The following is a 15,343-nucleotide window of genomic DNA, read 5'->3' as shown; positions in this document are numbered from 1 at the left end:
GATCAGGCCTCCGGGCCGACCATCGGCAACCCGGCGGGAGCGGCGTTGTCGAACTCGTCGTCGATCGCGACCAGGTGACGCCCGGCGGCGGCGAGGAACGAGGCGGCCACGGAGGCACGGTAGCCCGCGGCGCAGTGCACCCACACCTCGCCGTCGGGGACCTCGGCCACCCGCTTCGGGATCTCGTGGATCGGGATGTTGACCGCTCCCTCGATCCACACCTTCTCGTGCTCGTCCACGCGGCGCACGTCCAGCACGACCACCTCGCGGTGGTGGCGCACGGCGGCGAGGTCGGCGAAGGTCGCGGTCTCGAAGGAGCGCAGCGGCTGGTCGCTCCAGTCCTCGGGCCCGCCGGTCGCGTGCGCGGCCGGGCGGTCGATGCCGATGCGGACCAGCTCGCGCTGGGCCTCGGCGACCTGGTCGGCGGTCTCCCCGAGCAGCGTCACCGGGGTGCCCCACTCGATGAGCCAGCCCAGGTAGGTCGAGAAGGCGCCGTCCAGGCCGAAGTTGAGCGACCCGGGTGCGTGGCCGGCCGCGAAGGCGGTCCGGGAGCGCAGGTCGACGACCCACTCGCCGGCCTCGATGCGGCGACGCAGCTCGGCGGCGTCGGCGAGCTCGGGCAGCGACAGGTCGGGGGCCTCGGGCCCGGCGGCGTTCAACGGGCCCATGTGGGCGTAGTAGGCGGGGTAGGCGGCCAGCCCGTCGAGCAGCTCCCGGACGTAGGTCTCCTCGTCCTGGGTGAGCACGGGGTTGCTGTGCTTCTCGTGACCGATGGTGGAGGAGGTCGCCTCGGACTGGCTGGCCGAGCAGAAGGACCCGAAGCCGTGGGTCGGGTAGACCTCGGCCTCGTCGGGCAGCGCGTCAGCGAGCTTGTGCGCGGAGGCGTGCTGGTGACGGACCAGCGCGTCGGTGTGGTCCGGGCCGAGCAGGTCGGGGCGGCCGGTGGCGCCGTACAGCAGCGAACCGCCGGTGAAGGCGCCCACCGCACGCTCCCCCGCGCCGGTGCGCTCGACGAGCGCGTAGGAGAGGTGGGTGAAGGTGTGGCCGGGCGTGGAGAGCACCCGCACGCGCATCCGGTCGCCGACCTCGACGACGTCGCCGTCGCGGACGGGGGTGCGCTGGAAGGAGACCTCGTCCTCGGCGTTGACGTGGTACGCCGCACCCGTGGCCTGCGCGAGGGCGAAGCCGCCAGTCACGTAGTCGTTGTGGATGTGGGTCTCGAAGATGTGGGTGAGGCGAACGCCGTCGGACTCGAGGACCTCCAGGACCCTGTCGATGTCGCGCTGGGGGTCGACGACGAGAGCGACCCGGCCGTCGTGGACGAGGTAGCTGCGGTCGCCCAGGGACGGGGTCTCGATGACGCGCACGGTGAGCGCGGACGTCTGCGGCTGCTCGACCGGGCGGCCGGACTCGACCCACTCCTGGGTGCCGCCGAGCATGTTGCTGGCCTCGAAGCCGGCGCCGATCAGGACGTCGGTCATCGCGTCGCTGCGGTTGCCCGAGCGGCAGATGACCACGTGGTGGCGGTCCTTGTCGAGCTCGTCGAGGCGGCTCGAGAGCTGGCCCATCGGGATGTTCACCGCACCCGGCACGTGGCCGGCGGCGAACTCGTCGGGCTCGCGGACGTCGACGGCGGACGCACCGCCCTCGATCAGCTCAGCAGCGGTGTCGACGGTGACTTCACGCATCTGGCGCACTCCCTTCCTCATCCCCCCATGGGGTCATGTCAGGAACCCTAGCATAACCCCCCGGGGGGTTGTTCCGACCATCTCCCCGGGAGGATTCCCCGCCCTCCCGGGACGCACACCCCCTCCCCGGGACGGGTACGTGAGGCGGGGCGGGAGGCGGGTGGGTCGAGCGCAGGAGGCGCAACGCCGACGGCCCGCAGCGAACGCTGCGGGCCGTCGGGGTGGCGGGTGGTGGGAGCGCCTCAGAGCTCTGACTGGACCCCCGCGAGGAGCTGTCGGGCCATCACGATGCGCTGCACCTGGTTGGTGCCCTCGTAGATCTGGGTGATCTTGGCGTCGCGCATCATCCGCTCGACCGGGTAGTCGCGGGTGTAGCCGTAGCCGCCGAGCACCTGGACGGCGTTGACCGTGACCTCCATGGCCACGTCGGAGGCGAAGCACTTGGCGGCGGCACCGAAGAAGGTCAGGTCGTCGTCGCCGCGCTCGGAGCGACCGGCGGCGGCGTAGGTCATCTGGCGGGCGGCCTCGACCTTCATCCCCATGTCGGCCAGCAGGAACTGCAGGCCCTGGAAGTCGGCGATCGACTTCCCGAACTGCTGGCGCTCCTTGGCGTACTCCAGCGCGTAGTCCAGCGCGCCCTGCGCGACACCGACGGCCTGGGCAGCGATCGTGACGCGGGTGTGGTCGAGGGTGCGCATGGCGATCTCGAAGCCCTGTCCCTCCTCGCCGATGATCCGGTCCGCGGGGATGCGGACGTTGTCGAAGTAGACCTCGCGGGTCGGGGAGCCCTTGATGCCCAGCTTCTTCTCCGGGGCACCGAAGGAGACGCCCTCGTCGGACTTCTCGACCACGAAGGCGGTGATGCCGCGGGTGCGCTTGTCGGGGTCGGTGACCGCGAGCACGGTGTAGAACTCCGACTCGCCCGCGTTGGTGATCCAGCGCTTGGTGCCGTTGAGCACCCAGCCGTCGCCCTCGCGCACGGCCTTGGTCTTCATCGACGCGGCGTCCGAGCCGGCCTCCGGCTCCGACAGGCAGTAGGAGAAGCCGCCCTCACCGCGGGCCAGGGCGCCGAGGTAGTGCTTCTTCAGCTCCTCGGAGCCGGCCAGCTGCACCGGCAGCGAGCCGAGCTTGTTGACCGCGGGGATCAGCGAGGACGAGACGCACGCGCGGGCGACCTCCTCGATGACCAGCACCGTGGCCAGGGCGTCGGCGCCGGCGCCGCCGTACTCCTCGGGGACGTGCGGGGCGTGGAAGTCCGCGGCCAGCAGCGCCGCGGCGGCCTCGTGGGGGTAGCGCGCCTCCTCGTCCACGACCGCGGCGTACGGCGCGACCTTGGCGTCGCACACGTCCCGGACCGCCGCCCGGATGGCCTGGTGCTCCTCGGACAGGGCGTAGATCGGGGCGTCGCTCATGGGGTTCCTCCGGCGTGGGTGTCGCGGTCGGGCGGGACGAGATGGTACTGAGTACCGTACGCGCGAGACTCAGTCTCGCCAATCCGCTGGACCCGTCACCGTGAGGGAGCCCCGTGCCCGACACCGCCGCCCGGCTGCGCGAGGCCGCCTACGCCCTCTTCGAGCAGCAGGGGTACGCCGCCACGACCGTCGACCAGATCGCGGCCCGCGCCGGCGTCGGTCGCAGCACGTTCTTCCGGGCCTTCGGCTCCAAGGAAGACGTCATCTTCCCCGACCACGACGCCCTCGTGGCGCGGGTCGCGGCGCGTCTGGAGACCCTCGGCAGCGGCCCGGGGTCAGCCCCGATCGGAGCCACCGAGGCGGCCCGGATCGTGCTCGAGCACTACCTGGCCGAGGGCGACCTGGCCCGGGCCCGCTACCGACTGACGGCCTCCGTGCCCACCCTGCGCGACCGCGAGGTGAGCTCGACCACCGGCTACCGGCGACTCTTCCGCGACGCCCTGCGCACCTGGACCGGCGAGCCCCCGGGCGACGACCTGCGCGCGGAGGTGATCGCCGGGTCGATCGTCACCGCGCACAACCACGTGCTGCGGCGGTGGCTGCGCGGCGACCTCGACGACGCCGGCGCCCGCGCGGCGTTGGACCGGGCCCTAGGCCTGGTGCTCGCCTCGGTCTCGGCGGCTGTCCCGCCTCCCGGCGGGGAGGACGGCACGACCGTCGTGGTGCTGCGGTCGGGGGCCAGCCTCGAGCAGGTGCTGCCGCACCTGCGTGAGGCGCTCGCCACGGACCGGCCCCACGGGGAGGCCTCCCCCGCTTAACCTGGGGACATGGCCGACGCGCGCGAGCCCGAGCAGGGCGCCGGCTCCCAGGAGCCCCCTCGAGACCAGGGGTCCCCCGCAGGGGAGGACCTCTTCGACCGCTGGCTCGCGCACCGGGCCGACGGGGAGGAGAACACCCCCCGCCCGCGCACCTATGGCGTGCCTCGTACCGGCGTCCACCGCCCGCACGACGAGCGCGGGGACGACACCGCCGCCGAGGCCCCCGCCCAGGACACTGTCGCGGAGCCCATCGCCGCGCCGGCGGAGGACAAGCTCGACGCCCCCGTCGAGGAGCGAGCAGCGCCCACGCCCGCGCCGAGCCACGAATCCCCTCCCGACCCCCGGGCGGCCGACGAGCCCGGCGAGGCCCTGGTCGACGCGCCCGCCACGCCGCCGTCGGGCCGGCACCCCGCCGCCCCGGCCACCAGCACCGGACTGACCGACTTCGAGCCCGTGGTGCTGGCGTCGGTCCGCCGCAGCGAGCAGCAGCCCGCTACGACCTCTCGGTTCGGTCGCCGTCGCCGCGCGGAGGCCCCGGCACCGGCTGCGCCGGACGAGGAGGAGACCGCCACCCCCGAGGACGAGATCTCGGACGAGGGCGGGGACGCGATCACCGAGACCCAGGCAGCCGAGACCGAGTCGGAGCCACCCGCGGAGGCCGAGCAGGTGGCGTTGGCGGAGGACACGACTCCCGCGCCGGACTCGGCGGCGGCCGAGGTCTTCGCTGCGTTCAACGACCCCGCACCCGTCACTGCTCCCCCTGCCGACTCCCCAGACGGGTCGGCCGAGGAGCCGCGGCGCCCGCGCGCCCGCACCCCGAAGCCCAGTGCAGCCAAGCCGGCCCGCACGCCGACGGCCAGGCCCGCGGCCGGCGCCGCCGTCGCGAAGTACGCCGCCGGCGCGCGCGAGCTGCTCGACCGCTCGGTCCGCGGGGCACCCGAGGAGCGCGGCGCCTCCCCGACCGCTCCGGCTCCCCGCGCACCCGACCCCGCGACCACCGACCCGGCACACACCGACCCCGCACACACCGACCCGGGGTCGACGCCCGCGGCCGCGGCTCGGTCGACGTCGGCGTACGACGCCCTGCGGGCCGAGCGCGAGGCAGCCGTGCCACCGCGACCCGCCGTGCTCCCGCCCGACATCGACTTCCGGCCCCGCACCCTCGCGCGGCGGATCACCTCCGCGCTCCTGCTGGTCGGGATCGCTCTCACCCTGCTCGCCGCGTGGCGCGCCTACGACTCCCGGGTCCAGACCGACATCGGGTTCGCTGCGATCCTGGCGCTGTTCACCGGCATCGTGTGGGCCGTGCGCGCCGGCTCGGTGCCGACCCGGATGAGCCTGCACGGGGGGTTGCTGGAGGTGCGGACGCAGGCGGGTCGGTTCCTCTTCGAGCTCACCAGCGCCCACACGCACCTCGAGATGGTCGGCACGCCGGGTCGCCCCGGCTGGAAGGTCCTCATCCACCGACGGGGCATGAACCCCTTCGAGATCACCCGCGCCATGGTCGATCCGCACGAGTTCGTGGACGCCGTGCGCTACTACCGGCCTCGCCTCTGAGGGATCCCGCGCGAGCGACCCCAGCCTGGAACTGGAACCTGTTCTAGAGTCCCGGCATGGCCGGCTACGTGCGCGACGACCTCCCGGAGACGGAGGTCCAGCGCCAGCGCGACCTCTACGGGCCCTTCACCCAGTCCCTGCGCGAGCTGGTCGACGCCGGGCTGCGCACCCTCGTCGACGACGAGGAGATCCGGGCGGCGCAGGCCGAGGTCGAGGCGATCACCGCGCGACTGCGGGCCCGCCAGCTCGAGGGGGCATACGGCGTCCGCTTCTCGGCCGAGGGTCGCGGTCGCCCCTGGGGCAACACCGTCGTGGGGCTGCGCAACGCGGTGGCCCCGCCGTTGCGCATCGAGCACCACCCCGACCGGGACGGCAGGGTCTGGTCGGACTTCCACCTCGGCGCCGTGTACGAGGGCCCGCCCGGCCTGGTGCACGGAGGCGTCTCGGCACTCCTGCTCGACCAGCTGCTCGGCGAGTCCGCCGGGGCGGGCGGTCGGCCGGGCATGACGGCGACGTTGACGCTGTCATACCGGCAGGGGACGCCGCTCGGCGACCTGCGCGGTGAGGCCTGGATCGAGCGCTCCGAGGACCACAAGACCTGGTGCCGCGGGCACCTGGTCGGCCCCGACGGGGTCACCGTCGAGGCCGAGGGTCTCTTCATCCTGCCGCGGTGGGCCCGGGAGCGGATCGCCAGCGAGCAGCCGCACCCCACCCCGCGCTACTTCGAGTAGGCGGCTCGGGGCTCCGGGGTCTCGTGGCTCGTCGCTGGCGCTCCTCGCACCTCGACCAGCGGGGAGTCAGCCGCCGACGCGCACGCCACGCTCGCCGGCGTCGGTGAGGCGGGCCTCCTCGAGCGCCTGCTGCTCCAGCGCCGCGCGACGCTCGGCCTCGTCGGCGATCCGCTTGTCGGCGTACGAGCCGGGGTCGGAGACGAGGTCCTGGGTGCCGCGCTCGAGCCGGCTCAGCGCGGACCGCGCGAAGATCTGCTGCTCGGTGGCGGTGCGCTCGGAGCGACCGCGACCCAGGAACGAGACGAACCAGTGCAGGACCGCGGTGACGCGGTTCTTGAAGCCGGTGATGTAGACGAGGTGGACCGCCAGCCACATCAGCCAGGCGACGAAGCCGGTGAGCCGCAGCTTGCCGATCATCGCGACCGCACGGAAGCGGCTGATCGTGGCCATCGAGCCCTTGTCGAAGTACTTGAACGGCGGCTGCGACGGCTTGCCCTTGAGCCGCCCGTCGATCTCCTTGGCGGCGTACTTCGCGCCCTGGATGGCCACCTGCGCGACACCCGGCAGGTTGTCGAGCGCGATCATGTCGCCGACGACGAAGACCTCGGGGTGGCCGGGGAGGGTCAGGTCGGGGTTGACGCCGATGCGACCGGCGCGGTCCAGCGGGGCACCGGTCTGCTCCGACAGGGTGCGGGCCAGCGGGCTGGCCTGGACACCGGCGGCCCAGATCTTGCAGACCGACTCGATCCGCTCGACGGTGCCGTCGCGGTGCTTCATCTGCAGCCCGCGCTCGTCGACGTCGGTGACCATCGCGCCGAGCTTGACCTCGACGCCGAGCTTCTCGAGCTCCTTCTTGGTCTTCTCGCCCAGCTTGGCGCCGAAGGGGGGCAGCACCTGTCCGGCGGCGTCGACCAGGACCACGCGGGCGGTGCGGGTGTTGATCGCCCGGAAGTCGCGGCGCAGCGTGCGGTGCGCCAGCTCGGCGATCTGCCCGGCCATCTCGACACCGGTCGGGCCGGCGCCGACGACGACGAAGGTCAGCAGGTGGTCGACCTCCTCGCCGCGGGTCGCGCCGAGCTCGGCCATCTCGAAGGCGCCGAAGATCCGGCCGCGCAGCTCGAGGGCGTCGTCGATGCTCTTCATGCCGGGCGCGAACTCGGCGAAGTGGTCGTTGCCGAAGTAGGACTGGCCGGCGCCGGCGGCGACCACGAGGGAGTCGTAGGCGGACACGGTCTCGCGACCCAGGACCTGCGAGGTGACCAGGCGACGCTCGAGGTCGATCTCGGTGACCTCGCCGAGCAGCACCTTGGCGTTGTCCTGGCGGCTGAGCACCTCGCGGGTCGGCGGGGCGATCTCTCCCTCGGACAAGATGCCGGTGGCCACCTGGTAGAGCAGCGGCTGGAAGAGGTGGTGGGTGGTCTTGGCGACCATGGTGACGTCGACGTCGGAGCGGCGCAGTGCCTTGGTGCCGAACAGGCCGCCGAAGCCGGAGCCGATGACGACGACCCTGTGACGACCACTGCCCTTCGCGGGGGTGGGGGCGGAAGCGTCCGCGCCTGCCGGTCCGGTCTGGGTCATGCCGAGCACCTCTCCTTGGGGTAGCGGGGTCCGGTGGGACCGCGTGCCCGACAAGTGTCGCGCTACCACAGCCGCAGCGCCCAACCCGACCGGGCGTTCCGTGGCTCACAGTGGCGTACGTCGCACGCGCCCGCACCACCCGTCCGCAGGGTCCCCCGCGCGTCCGACACCCTTCCCGAGGGGGTCCCTGCTCCGCCTCGGTGGTCTGGACCGATCGTTCACCCCTCGGCCTCGGACGTGAAAAAGTTCAACGACCCGGTTTGTCGGTGTCGATGGACGGGTAGTCGCGAACGCAGAATGGCGCATCGCGCCCTCTGCCCGGCCACATCCATGGGAGTCAGCACGTGCCGCTCAACCGACCAGCGCTCTCGCTCGGCGGTGGACCCCGTGGTGTGCAGGACGCCCGGCAGTGGGTGGTGCAGACGTGCCTGGACATCGATCGCCCCGAGCTGGTGGAGTGCGCCGAGCTCGGGGTCTCCGAGCTGGTGACCAACGCGCTGCTCCACGGCGAGGCCCCGATCCAGGTCCGTGTCCGCGGCACCCGCCAGCACCCGCGTGTCGAGGTCCGTGACGGCTCGCAGGAGCGCCCGGTGCTTCCCTCGGACGAGGACGAGGACGAGGACGTCCTGCTGACCTTCGGCCGGGGCCTGTCCATCGTCGCGCGCTGCGCCGACGCCTGGGGTGCGGAGATCGAGCGGGACGGCAAGGTCGTCTGGTTCGCTCCCGCCGACTCCTTCGCGGACGACCGCGGTGTGCCCGGGGTGATCACCGGCGTAGCGGCCGCTGCCGACGAGCTGCCCGAGGACGCGACGTCGGTCGTGGTGCGCGACGTGCCCGTCGAGGCGTTCCTCGCGTTCGGTCGTCACTTCAGCGAGCTGCGTCGCGAGGTGCGGCTGCTCTCCTTGGCCCACGAGAGCGACTACCCGCTCGCCAAGGACCTCTCCGACCTCTTCGGCGACCTCGATCGTCACCTGCGGGTCGGCACCGACGAGACCCCGGTCCTGCTGGCCCAGGAGGACGGTCAGGAGAGCGTCGACCTCGAGATCGTGGTCGCGCGGTCGGCCGGTCGCACCATCGAGCGGTTCATCTCGCTGCTCGACCTCGCCGACGAGTTCTGCCGCCAGCAGCGCCTGCTCTCGCTGGCCCGCAGCCCCGAGCAGCACGCCTTCCAGGAGTGGTACCTCGGCGAGCTGGTCCGCCAGACCCGTGGCGAGCCCTCCCTCCCCCGGCCGCGCGCCGCCCGGACCCAGCGCCCCGAGCACCGCCACGCGGGGACACCCCACCTCGCCGCCCGCCGCTACGGCTGACCGGGCCCGGGCACCTCTGGCCGCGGCTGACCCGACCGCGGCGCCTCGGCCTCGCTAGCCTGCCCTGCGTGAGACGCGAGCTGGCCGCCGTCGCCGCCGGCGGTGCCGTCGGCGCCGTGGGCCGCTGGGCGATCGGGGCCGCATCACCCACGACCGACGGGTTCCCGTGGGCGACGCTCGCGGTCAACGTGGTCGGCTGCTTCCTGCTGGCCCTGCTGCCCACGCTGCTGGCGGTACGCCGCCGGCCGCTGCTGCTGGTAGCGCTGGGGCCCGGCCTGCTGGGCGGGTTCACCACCCTCTCGGCGTACGCCGAGGAGGCCCGCGTCCTGGTCGCCGACGGCCGGCCGGCACTGGCCGCGGCCTACGTGCTCGGCACCCTGGCCGCCGGCGTGCTGGCGGTCACCGCGGCCCGCCTGCGCGACCAGCCGGAGGACCTGCGGTGACCCCGCTGCTGGTCGCCCTCGGGGCCGCCGTCGGCGCGCCGGCCCGTTACTGGCTCTCGGCCCGGCTGGACCGTCCCGGCCTGCCGCGCGGCACCCTCGTCGCCAACTCCGTCGGCTCCCTGCTGCTCGGGCTCCTGGTCGGGCTGGCGCTCGGCGGGCACGCCCTCGCCCTGGGCGGGACGGGCTTCGCGGGGGCGTTGACGACCTACTCCTCCTTCGCCGTCCAGGCGCACGGGCTGGGGCACCGCCGGGGTACGGCCTACGCGGCACTGACCGTGGGCCTGGCGCTCGCGCTCTGCGCGGCGGGTTTCGGCCTGGGGCGGCTGCTGGGGTGACCGGGCGGGTCGCTCGCGCTCAGGCGTAGCCGAGGTCGTGCAGTCGTGCGTCGCTGATCCCGAAGTGGTGGGCGATCTCGTGGACCACGGTGATGCGCACCTCCTCGACCAGCTCCTCCTCGCTCTCGCACATGTCCAGCAGCGGGTTGCGGAAGACGAAGACCCGGTCGGGCAGGTGCATGAGCGTGCTGGAGTCGCGCTGGGTCAGCGCGACTCCGTCGTAGAGCCCCAGGAGGTCGGCCGGCTCGTGCGCGGGCGGCTCGTCCTCGACGAGCACCACGAGGTTGTGCACGAGCGAGGCCAGCTCCTCGGGGATCGCGTCGAGGGCCTCGTCGACGAGGGCGTCGAAGCGCTCGCGGTCCATCTCGATCGGCACGGGCCCATCGTGCCAGGCACGTCCGAGGCCCCCGGGGGGCCAGGGCCGGAGAAGCACGAGAGCCCCGGACCTGGTGGTCCGGGGCTCTCGCCTGATGGCGACCCCGACGGGACTCGAACCCGCGGCCTCCGCCGTGACAGGGCGGCGCGCTAACCAACTGCGCTACGGGGCCTTGGTGCTCACCCTCGGCTCTCACCGAGGAAGCGTCGGAACTCTAACCCATGCTTTCCAGCACGCCCAATTCCCCGCGATCGAGCCCCGACCGCGCCGGGTTCCGGGCGGGGCCGGGACCGCCCGCCCTCGGGGAAGCCGCCGTGCGCACCGTCGCGATCAGGCAGAATCCGGGATGTGGATCCGGACCTCAGCGAGCGCTGCCGCACGATCGACCCCGCGGTGCTCGGACCCCGGGTCCGCTCCGCACGCCTGCGGGCCGGGCTCACCCAGACCGACGCGGCCGGGGGCGAGATGTCCACGGCGTACGTGTCCCGGATCGAGGCCGGCCAGCGCCGCCCCGACCCGGCCCTGCTCCTGCGCCTCGCCGCCCGGCTCGGCACCACCGTCGAGGAGCTGGTGACCGGCGTCGGACCCCAGCAGGAGCCCGAGCTGCGGACCCGGCTGACCTGGGCCGACCTGGCGCTCACCTCCGGCGACCTCGCCGATGCCGAGGCCCACCTCGACGACGCCGCCGGGCTCCTCGCCGGCCTCGACGACGACACGCTCCCCGACGTACGCCGGGAGGCCCTGGTCCTGCGCGCGCGACTGCGCGAGGCCCTGGGTGACCTCGACGGCGCCATCCTGCTCCTGGAGGACCTCACCGCGCGCGGCGCCGAGGACCTCGGGTGGCTGGAGCTCCTGACCGCCCTGAGCCGCTGCTACCGCGAGGCCGGTGACCTGGCTCGCGCGGTCGAGGTCGGCGAGCGCGCCGCCGGCGTGCTGGACGAGCTCGGTCTCGGCGGCAGCGACGAGGCCATCGCCTTGACGGTGACGGTCGCCGCAGCCCACTTCGAGCGCGGCGACGTCGCGCACGCCGCGCGCATGTGCCGGCGTGCGATCGACCTGGCCGAGCGGCTGGACTCCCCGCGCGCCCGCGCGTCGGCGTACTGGAACGCCAGCGTGATCGAGTCCCAGCGCGGCCGCCCCGCCGCCGCGATGCCCCTGGCCCGGCACGCCCTCGCGCTGCTGCAGCAGGCGTCCGGTGGACGCAACCAGGCCCGCCTGCGCAGCCAGCTGGGGCTGATGCACCTCAAGACGGATCCGCCCGACCCCGATGCCGCGTTCGTCGAGCTGCGTCAGGCCGAGGACGAGCTGCGCAACAGTGACGCGAGCACGGTCGACCTCGCCCTGAACCAGGTGTGGCAGGCCCGCGCCTGCCTCCTGCAGGGCCGTCACGACGAGGCCGCCGCCAGGGCGCACGAGGTCCTGGGCTCGGTGGGCGACTCGGCGCCGCTCGTGGCCGCCGACGCCCACGTCCTGGTCGGCGAGGTGGCCCTGCACCAGGGACATGCCGGCGCAGCGCGTGCGGCGTTCCAGCGGGCGGTGATGGCGCTCAGCGCGGCGGGCGCGGACCGTCAGGTCGCCCAGCTGTGGTTCGACCTCGGCGGACTGCTCGAGGGGGTCGGCGAGGCGGACCTGGCGCTCGACGCGTTCCGACGGGCGGCCGCCTCCACCGGGCTGCAGACCTCGCGCCAGCGCCTGCACGCCTGAGCGGGGCGCTCGTCACGCTCGCGTGGTTGGCACCCCCACGGGATTCGAACCCGTGCTACCGCCGTGAAAGGGCGGGGTCCTCGGATGCCCGCCCGTTAGACGATGGCTCCCATCGTCCTCCGCGCGGCTGCGCACCCCCAACGGGATTCGAACCCGTGCTACCGCCGTGGCAGGGCGGGGTCCTCGGATGCCCGCCCGCTAGACGATGGCTCCCATCGTCCTCCGCGCGGCTGCGCACCCCCAACGGGATTCGAACCCGTGCTACCGCCGTGAAAGGGCGGGGTCCTGGGCCGCTAGACGATGGGGGCCAGTGGGAGGGGACTCTACCGAGGACCTCTCCGGCGCGCGCAGTCGTGGAGGAGTTGACCGGTATACCAATATTGAGTAGTTTACCGGTACACACTTCGTCTCGCGTTCCGAGGAGGACCGCCGTGCTGCACGACACCGCCCTGCCCGTCCTGGCCCTGCCGGCCACCCGCGCCCACGTCCTGAGCGCACGACCCGACGCCCCCGTCGTCGCCGACCGGGAGCCCCGACTGGTCGGCCTGCGCGACGGCGTCGCCCAGGTCCTGCGCCGCGTGGCAGGGTGGGTCGAGCCGCGCCCGGCCACCCGCTCGGGCATGATCGGCTGCCAGGTCCCCTGAGACGAGCGGCCGGACCTGACCCCCACCAGCCGAGACGACCACCGAGGAGGGCACCGATGGGCAAGGTGACCCTCCAGTCGATCGCCGACGAGGTCGGCGTGAGCCGGATGACGGTCTCCAACGCCTTCTCCCGCCCCGAGAAGCTCTCCGCCGAGCTGCGCGAGCGGATCCTGGCCGTCGCCGACGAGCTCGGGTACGTCGGCCCCGACCCGGCCGCGCGCGCCCTGGCCCGCGGACGCACCGGCACCGTGGGGCTGCTGATCACCGGGCGGCTCAGCGAGCAGGCCTCGGACCCCGTGGGCGCCGAGTTCCTCGTGGCCGTCGCCGACGCGCTCTCCGACCACGGGCTCGCCCTCACCCTCATCACCGCCGGGGTCGGCGGGGAGACCGTCCCGGCCCGCGACGTCCCCATGGACGGCGCGCTCGTCTACGTGTGCGAGCCGGAGTCGACCGACCTGGCCTGGCTGCGCAGACGGGACCTGCCCCTGGTGACCGTCGACCAGGAGGCCCTGCCCGGCCACCCGTCGATCAACGTCGACGACCGCGCGGGAGCCCGGGCCGCGGCCCAGCACCTCGTGGACCTCGGCCATCGGCGGGTCGGCCTGCTCAACCTCCACCCGATCCAGGGCGGGGCCCTCGACGAGACGCCCACCGACGCCCCGTGGAACCCGCCCGCCTCCGAGCGCGACGCCGGGTGGCGCGCGGCCCTGGCCGGGGCCGGCATCGACCCCGCGGTCGAGCTGGCCCCCTTCCGGCCCGTCACGGCGGCGTACGACGCGGCCCGCCGCCTGCTCGAGCGACCCGACCGCCCGACCGGCCTGCTGTGCTTCTCCGACGTCTACGCCGCCCAGGCGATGCGGGCGGCGGAGTCACTCGGCCTGCGCGTGCCGCAGGACGTCTCGGTCGTCGGCTTCGACGACTCCAGCCTCGCGACCGCCGTCCACCCCACCCTCACCACGGTCAGCCAGCCGGTCTCCGACAAGGGACGGCTGGCGGTCGCAGCGCTGCTGGACTCGATGGGGGCCACCGGCCCCGACCCGGCGCGCACGGTGCTGCCGACCTCGCTCGTCGTGCGGGAGAGCACCGCTCCACCCCCCTCTGATTCGTGAGCGTCCCGAGGCCTGCGGTAAGGTGTCCGCGCTCGGGCAGGTAGCTCAGTTGGTACGAGCGATCGCCTGAAAAGTGATAGGTCGGCGGTTCGACCCCGCCCCTGCCCACGAGCACCGCAGGGCTCTGACCTGCAGCGCGGCCCCCGTCGGTTCCCGGCGGGGGCCGTTCGCGTCCCGCCTCAGCGGGTCCTCGCGCGGAAGCGGATCGGGAACGACAGTGCCCCGGTGTTGCCCGAGACCGGCAGCCACTCCCCCGGACCGTCGGCGACGGCCTCGGGCATGGCGCGCGCCAGCATCGGCAGCGCGACCGCCATGTCCGTGCGGGCGACGAAGTGGCCGAGGCAGTGGTGCACGCCCTTGCCGAAGCCGAGGTGCGGCGCACGCTCGCGGGCCGTGGTGATGTCGAAGGCCGGCTCCGGCATCACCCGCGGGTCGGTGCCCGCCGCGTGGGAGAGCACCTGCAGGATCGACCCGGCCGGGAAGTGCACCCCACGGAACTCCAGGTCGGTGGTGGCCTCCCGGGTCACCCACGTGACGGTCGGGTTCACCCGCATGACCTCCTCGACCGCCGCCGCGCCGAGCTCGGGGCGCTCGGCGAGCAGCTGCCACTGGTCGGGGTGGCGCAGCAGCGTCTGCACGGCCAGGCCGATCTGGTTGCGGGTGGTCTCCATGCCGGCGAAGGCCAGGAAGACCAGCCCCACGACCAGCTCGTCGCGGGTCAGCCGGCCGTCGGCGGCGTGCGCCTGCACCAAGGTGCTGACCAGGTCGTCGCGGGGGTGGGCGGCCCGGCCCTCGACCGCGGCGTCGACGTACCCCGTCAGGCCCTCCAGGGCGGCCTCGATGAGCGGGAGGTCCTGGGCCACGGCGATGCCGAACGAGCGACCGAGGTCGTCGGCCCAGTGCGCGACCTGCTCCCACTCCTGCTCGGGGAGGCCGAGGAGGAGGCAGAGGATGCGCGCGGAGTACGGCTCGGCGAACTCCGCGATCAGCTCGACCTCGCCCCGGTCGGCGAAGCCGGCGACGAGGTCCTCGGCGATCTCGACGAAGCGCGGCTGCATGGCCAGGATGCTCTGCCGCTTGAACGCGGGCATCAGCAGACGGCGCAGCCGGGCGTGGTCGTCACCGTCCAGGCTCAGCAGCACCCGCTGCCACCACGCGAGGAACGGCCCCTCGGTGACCCCGTTCTGCTCCGGCCACCGCGCGTTGCCCTGCCGGAACCGGCGGTCGGTCAGCAGCTCGTTGGCCTCGTCGTAGCGCAGCACCGCGAAGCCGTACGACGTCCGCACCAGCCAGTCCGCCTCGCGCGCGGCGTGCACCTGCTCCGACGTGGTGTCGAACGCCGGGTCCGCGAGGTCCAGGAACACCCTCCCTGAAGCGTCGCTCCCGGCACTCCCGCCCACCCCGCCCACACCGCCCACGCCCGTCGTCACCCGCCCATCCTCACACCCCGCGGGCCTCGGTGATCGGGTCGAACCGGCGTATTGATGCGCCGGCTCGGCGGGAACTGCGGGTCGAACCGGCGTATTGATGCGCCGGCTCGGCGGGAACTGCGGGTCGAACCGGCGTATTGATACGCCGGCTCGGCGGGAACTGCGGGTCGAACCGGCGTATTGATGCGCCGGCTCGGCGGGAGACGAGGGG

General features: G+C 73.7%; 14 protein-coding genes and 4 tRNA genes. 10 read left to right on the top strand and 8 right to left on the bottom strand.

The features are described 5' to 3' along the window. Positions 1–2: 2 nt before the first annotated feature. Positions 3–1,688 carry a rhodanese-like domain-containing protein gene (locus tag BKA05_RS00890; RefSeq protein ID WP_246289735.1) on the bottom strand — a complete coding sequence of 562 codons (1,686 nt, stop codon included), beginning with the start codon at positions 1,686–1,688 and terminating at the stop codon, positions 3–5. 242 nt (positions 1,689–1,930) lie between these two features. Then, the gene (locus BKA05_RS00880) at positions 1,931–3,100 is read right to left on the bottom strand and encodes an acyl-CoA dehydrogenase family protein (RefSeq protein WP_179529742.1); all 1,170 of its coding nucleotides are present in this window, start codon (positions 3,098–3,100) and stop codon (positions 1,931–1,933) included. A 113-nt stretch (positions 3,101–3,213) separates the two neighbouring features. Between BKA05_RS00880 and BKA05_RS00875 the strand changes: the two genes are divergently transcribed. The 3 genes from BKA05_RS00875 to BKA05_RS00865 are packed head-to-tail and all read left to right on the top strand — an operon-like array spanning position 3,214 to position 6,206. Next, on the top strand, positions 3,214–3,918 hold the full coding sequence (locus tag BKA05_RS00875) for a TetR family transcriptional regulator (protein ID WP_179529741.1): 705 nt from the start codon (positions 3,214–3,216) through the stop codon (positions 3,916–3,918). A gap of 9 nt (positions 3,919–3,927) precedes the next feature. Next, on the top strand, positions 3,928–5,475 hold the full coding sequence (locus BKA05_RS00870) for a hypothetical protein (RefSeq protein WP_179529740.1): 1,548 nt from the start codon (positions 3,928–3,930) through the stop codon (positions 5,473–5,475). A gap of 56 nt (positions 5,476–5,531) precedes the next feature. Further along, positions 5,532–6,206, top strand: a complete 675-nt coding sequence (locus tag BKA05_RS00865; protein WP_179529739.1) for a PaaI family thioesterase — start codon at positions 5,532–5,534, stop codon at positions 6,204–6,206. A 66-nt stretch (positions 6,207–6,272) separates the two neighbouring features. On the opposite strand, the gene BKA05_RS00860 is transcribed toward BKA05_RS00865, so the two are convergent. After that, on the bottom strand, positions 6,273–7,784 hold the full coding sequence (locus BKA05_RS00860) for an NAD(P)/FAD-dependent oxidoreductase (RefSeq protein ID WP_179529738.1): 1,512 nt from the start codon (positions 7,782–7,784) through the stop codon (positions 6,273–6,275). Between the two features lie 344 nt (positions 7,785–8,128). Between BKA05_RS00860 and BKA05_RS00855 the strand changes: the two genes are divergently transcribed. From BKA05_RS00855 to BKA05_RS00845, 3 genes are all read left to right on the top strand, one after another. Further along, entirely contained in the window at positions 8,129–9,091 is a 963-nt protein-coding gene (locus BKA05_RS00855; RefSeq protein WP_179529737.1) for an ATP-binding protein, read from the top strand. 68 nt (positions 9,092–9,159) lie between these two features. Next, on the top strand, positions 9,160–9,534 hold the full coding sequence (locus BKA05_RS00850; protein WP_218842197.1) for a CrcB family protein: 375 nt from the start codon (positions 9,160–9,162) through the stop codon (positions 9,532–9,534). After that, positions 9,531–9,869, top strand: coding sequence for a CrcB family protein (locus BKA05_RS00845; RefSeq protein WP_179529736.1), 339 nt, complete (start codon positions 9,531–9,533; stop codon positions 9,867–9,869). The genes BKA05_RS00850 and BKA05_RS00845 overlap by 4 nt, the downstream gene beginning before the upstream one ends. 19 nt (positions 9,870–9,888) lie before the next feature. Here BKA05_RS00845 and BKA05_RS00840 read toward each other — a convergent pair whose 3' ends face one another. Next, a complete protein-coding gene (locus tag BKA05_RS00840) occupies positions 9,889–10,245 on the bottom strand; it encodes a metallopeptidase family protein (protein ID WP_179529735.1) in 357 nt (118 codons plus the stop codon). A 95-nt stretch (positions 10,246–10,340) separates the two neighbouring features. After that, positions 10,341–10,417 (bottom strand) — tRNA-Asp (locus BKA05_RS00835). Positions 10,418–10,593: 176 nt separating this feature from the next. On the opposite strand from BKA05_RS00835, the gene BKA05_RS00830 reads away from it, so the two are divergent. Beyond that, positions 10,594–11,949, top strand: a complete 1,356-nt coding sequence (locus BKA05_RS00830; RefSeq protein ID WP_179529734.1) for a helix-turn-helix domain-containing protein — start codon at positions 10,594–10,596, stop codon at positions 11,947–11,949. A 132-nt stretch (positions 11,950–12,081) separates the two neighbouring features. Here the strand turns inward: BKA05_RS00830 and BKA05_RS00825 are convergent. Then, positions 12,082–12,159 (bottom strand) — tRNA-Gly (locus BKA05_RS00825). Positions 12,160–12,184: 25 nt separating this feature from the next. Further along, positions 12,185–12,257, bottom strand: a tRNA-Glu gene (locus BKA05_RS00820). A 123-nt stretch (positions 12,258–12,380) separates the two neighbouring features. Between BKA05_RS00820 and BKA05_RS00815 the strand changes: the two genes are divergently transcribed. From BKA05_RS00815 to BKA05_RS00805, 3 genes are all read left to right on the top strand, one after another. Continuing rightward, positions 12,381–12,593 carry a hypothetical protein gene (locus tag BKA05_RS00815; RefSeq protein WP_179529733.1) on the top strand — a complete coding sequence of 71 codons (213 nt, stop codon included), beginning with the start codon at positions 12,381–12,383 and terminating at the stop codon, positions 12,591–12,593. A gap of 56 nt (positions 12,594–12,649) precedes the next feature. Beyond that, entirely contained in the window at positions 12,650–13,702 is a 1,053-nt protein-coding gene (locus BKA05_RS00810; RefSeq protein WP_179529732.1) for a LacI family DNA-binding transcriptional regulator, read from the top strand. Positions 13,703–13,736: 34 nt separating this feature from the next. After that, positions 13,737–13,810: transfer RNA gene (locus BKA05_RS00805), tRNA-Phe, on the top strand. 71 nt (positions 13,811–13,881) lie between these two features. On the opposite strand, the gene BKA05_RS00800 is transcribed toward BKA05_RS00805, so the two are convergent. Further along, the gene (locus BKA05_RS00800; RefSeq protein WP_343045456.1) at positions 13,882–15,132 is read right to left on the bottom strand and encodes a cytochrome P450; all 1,251 of its coding nucleotides are present in this window, start codon (positions 15,130–15,132) and stop codon (positions 13,882–13,884) included. Between the last annotated feature and the right edge of the window lie 211 nt (positions 15,133–15,343).

This window comes from Nocardioides marinus (assembly GCF_013408145.1).
GTDB lineage: Bacteria > Actinomycetota > Actinomycetes > Propionibacteriales > Nocardioidaceae > Nocardioides > Nocardioides marinus.
Note: the sequence above shows the minus strand (reverse complement) of the source record. Positions and strands in the feature narration are given on the sequence as shown.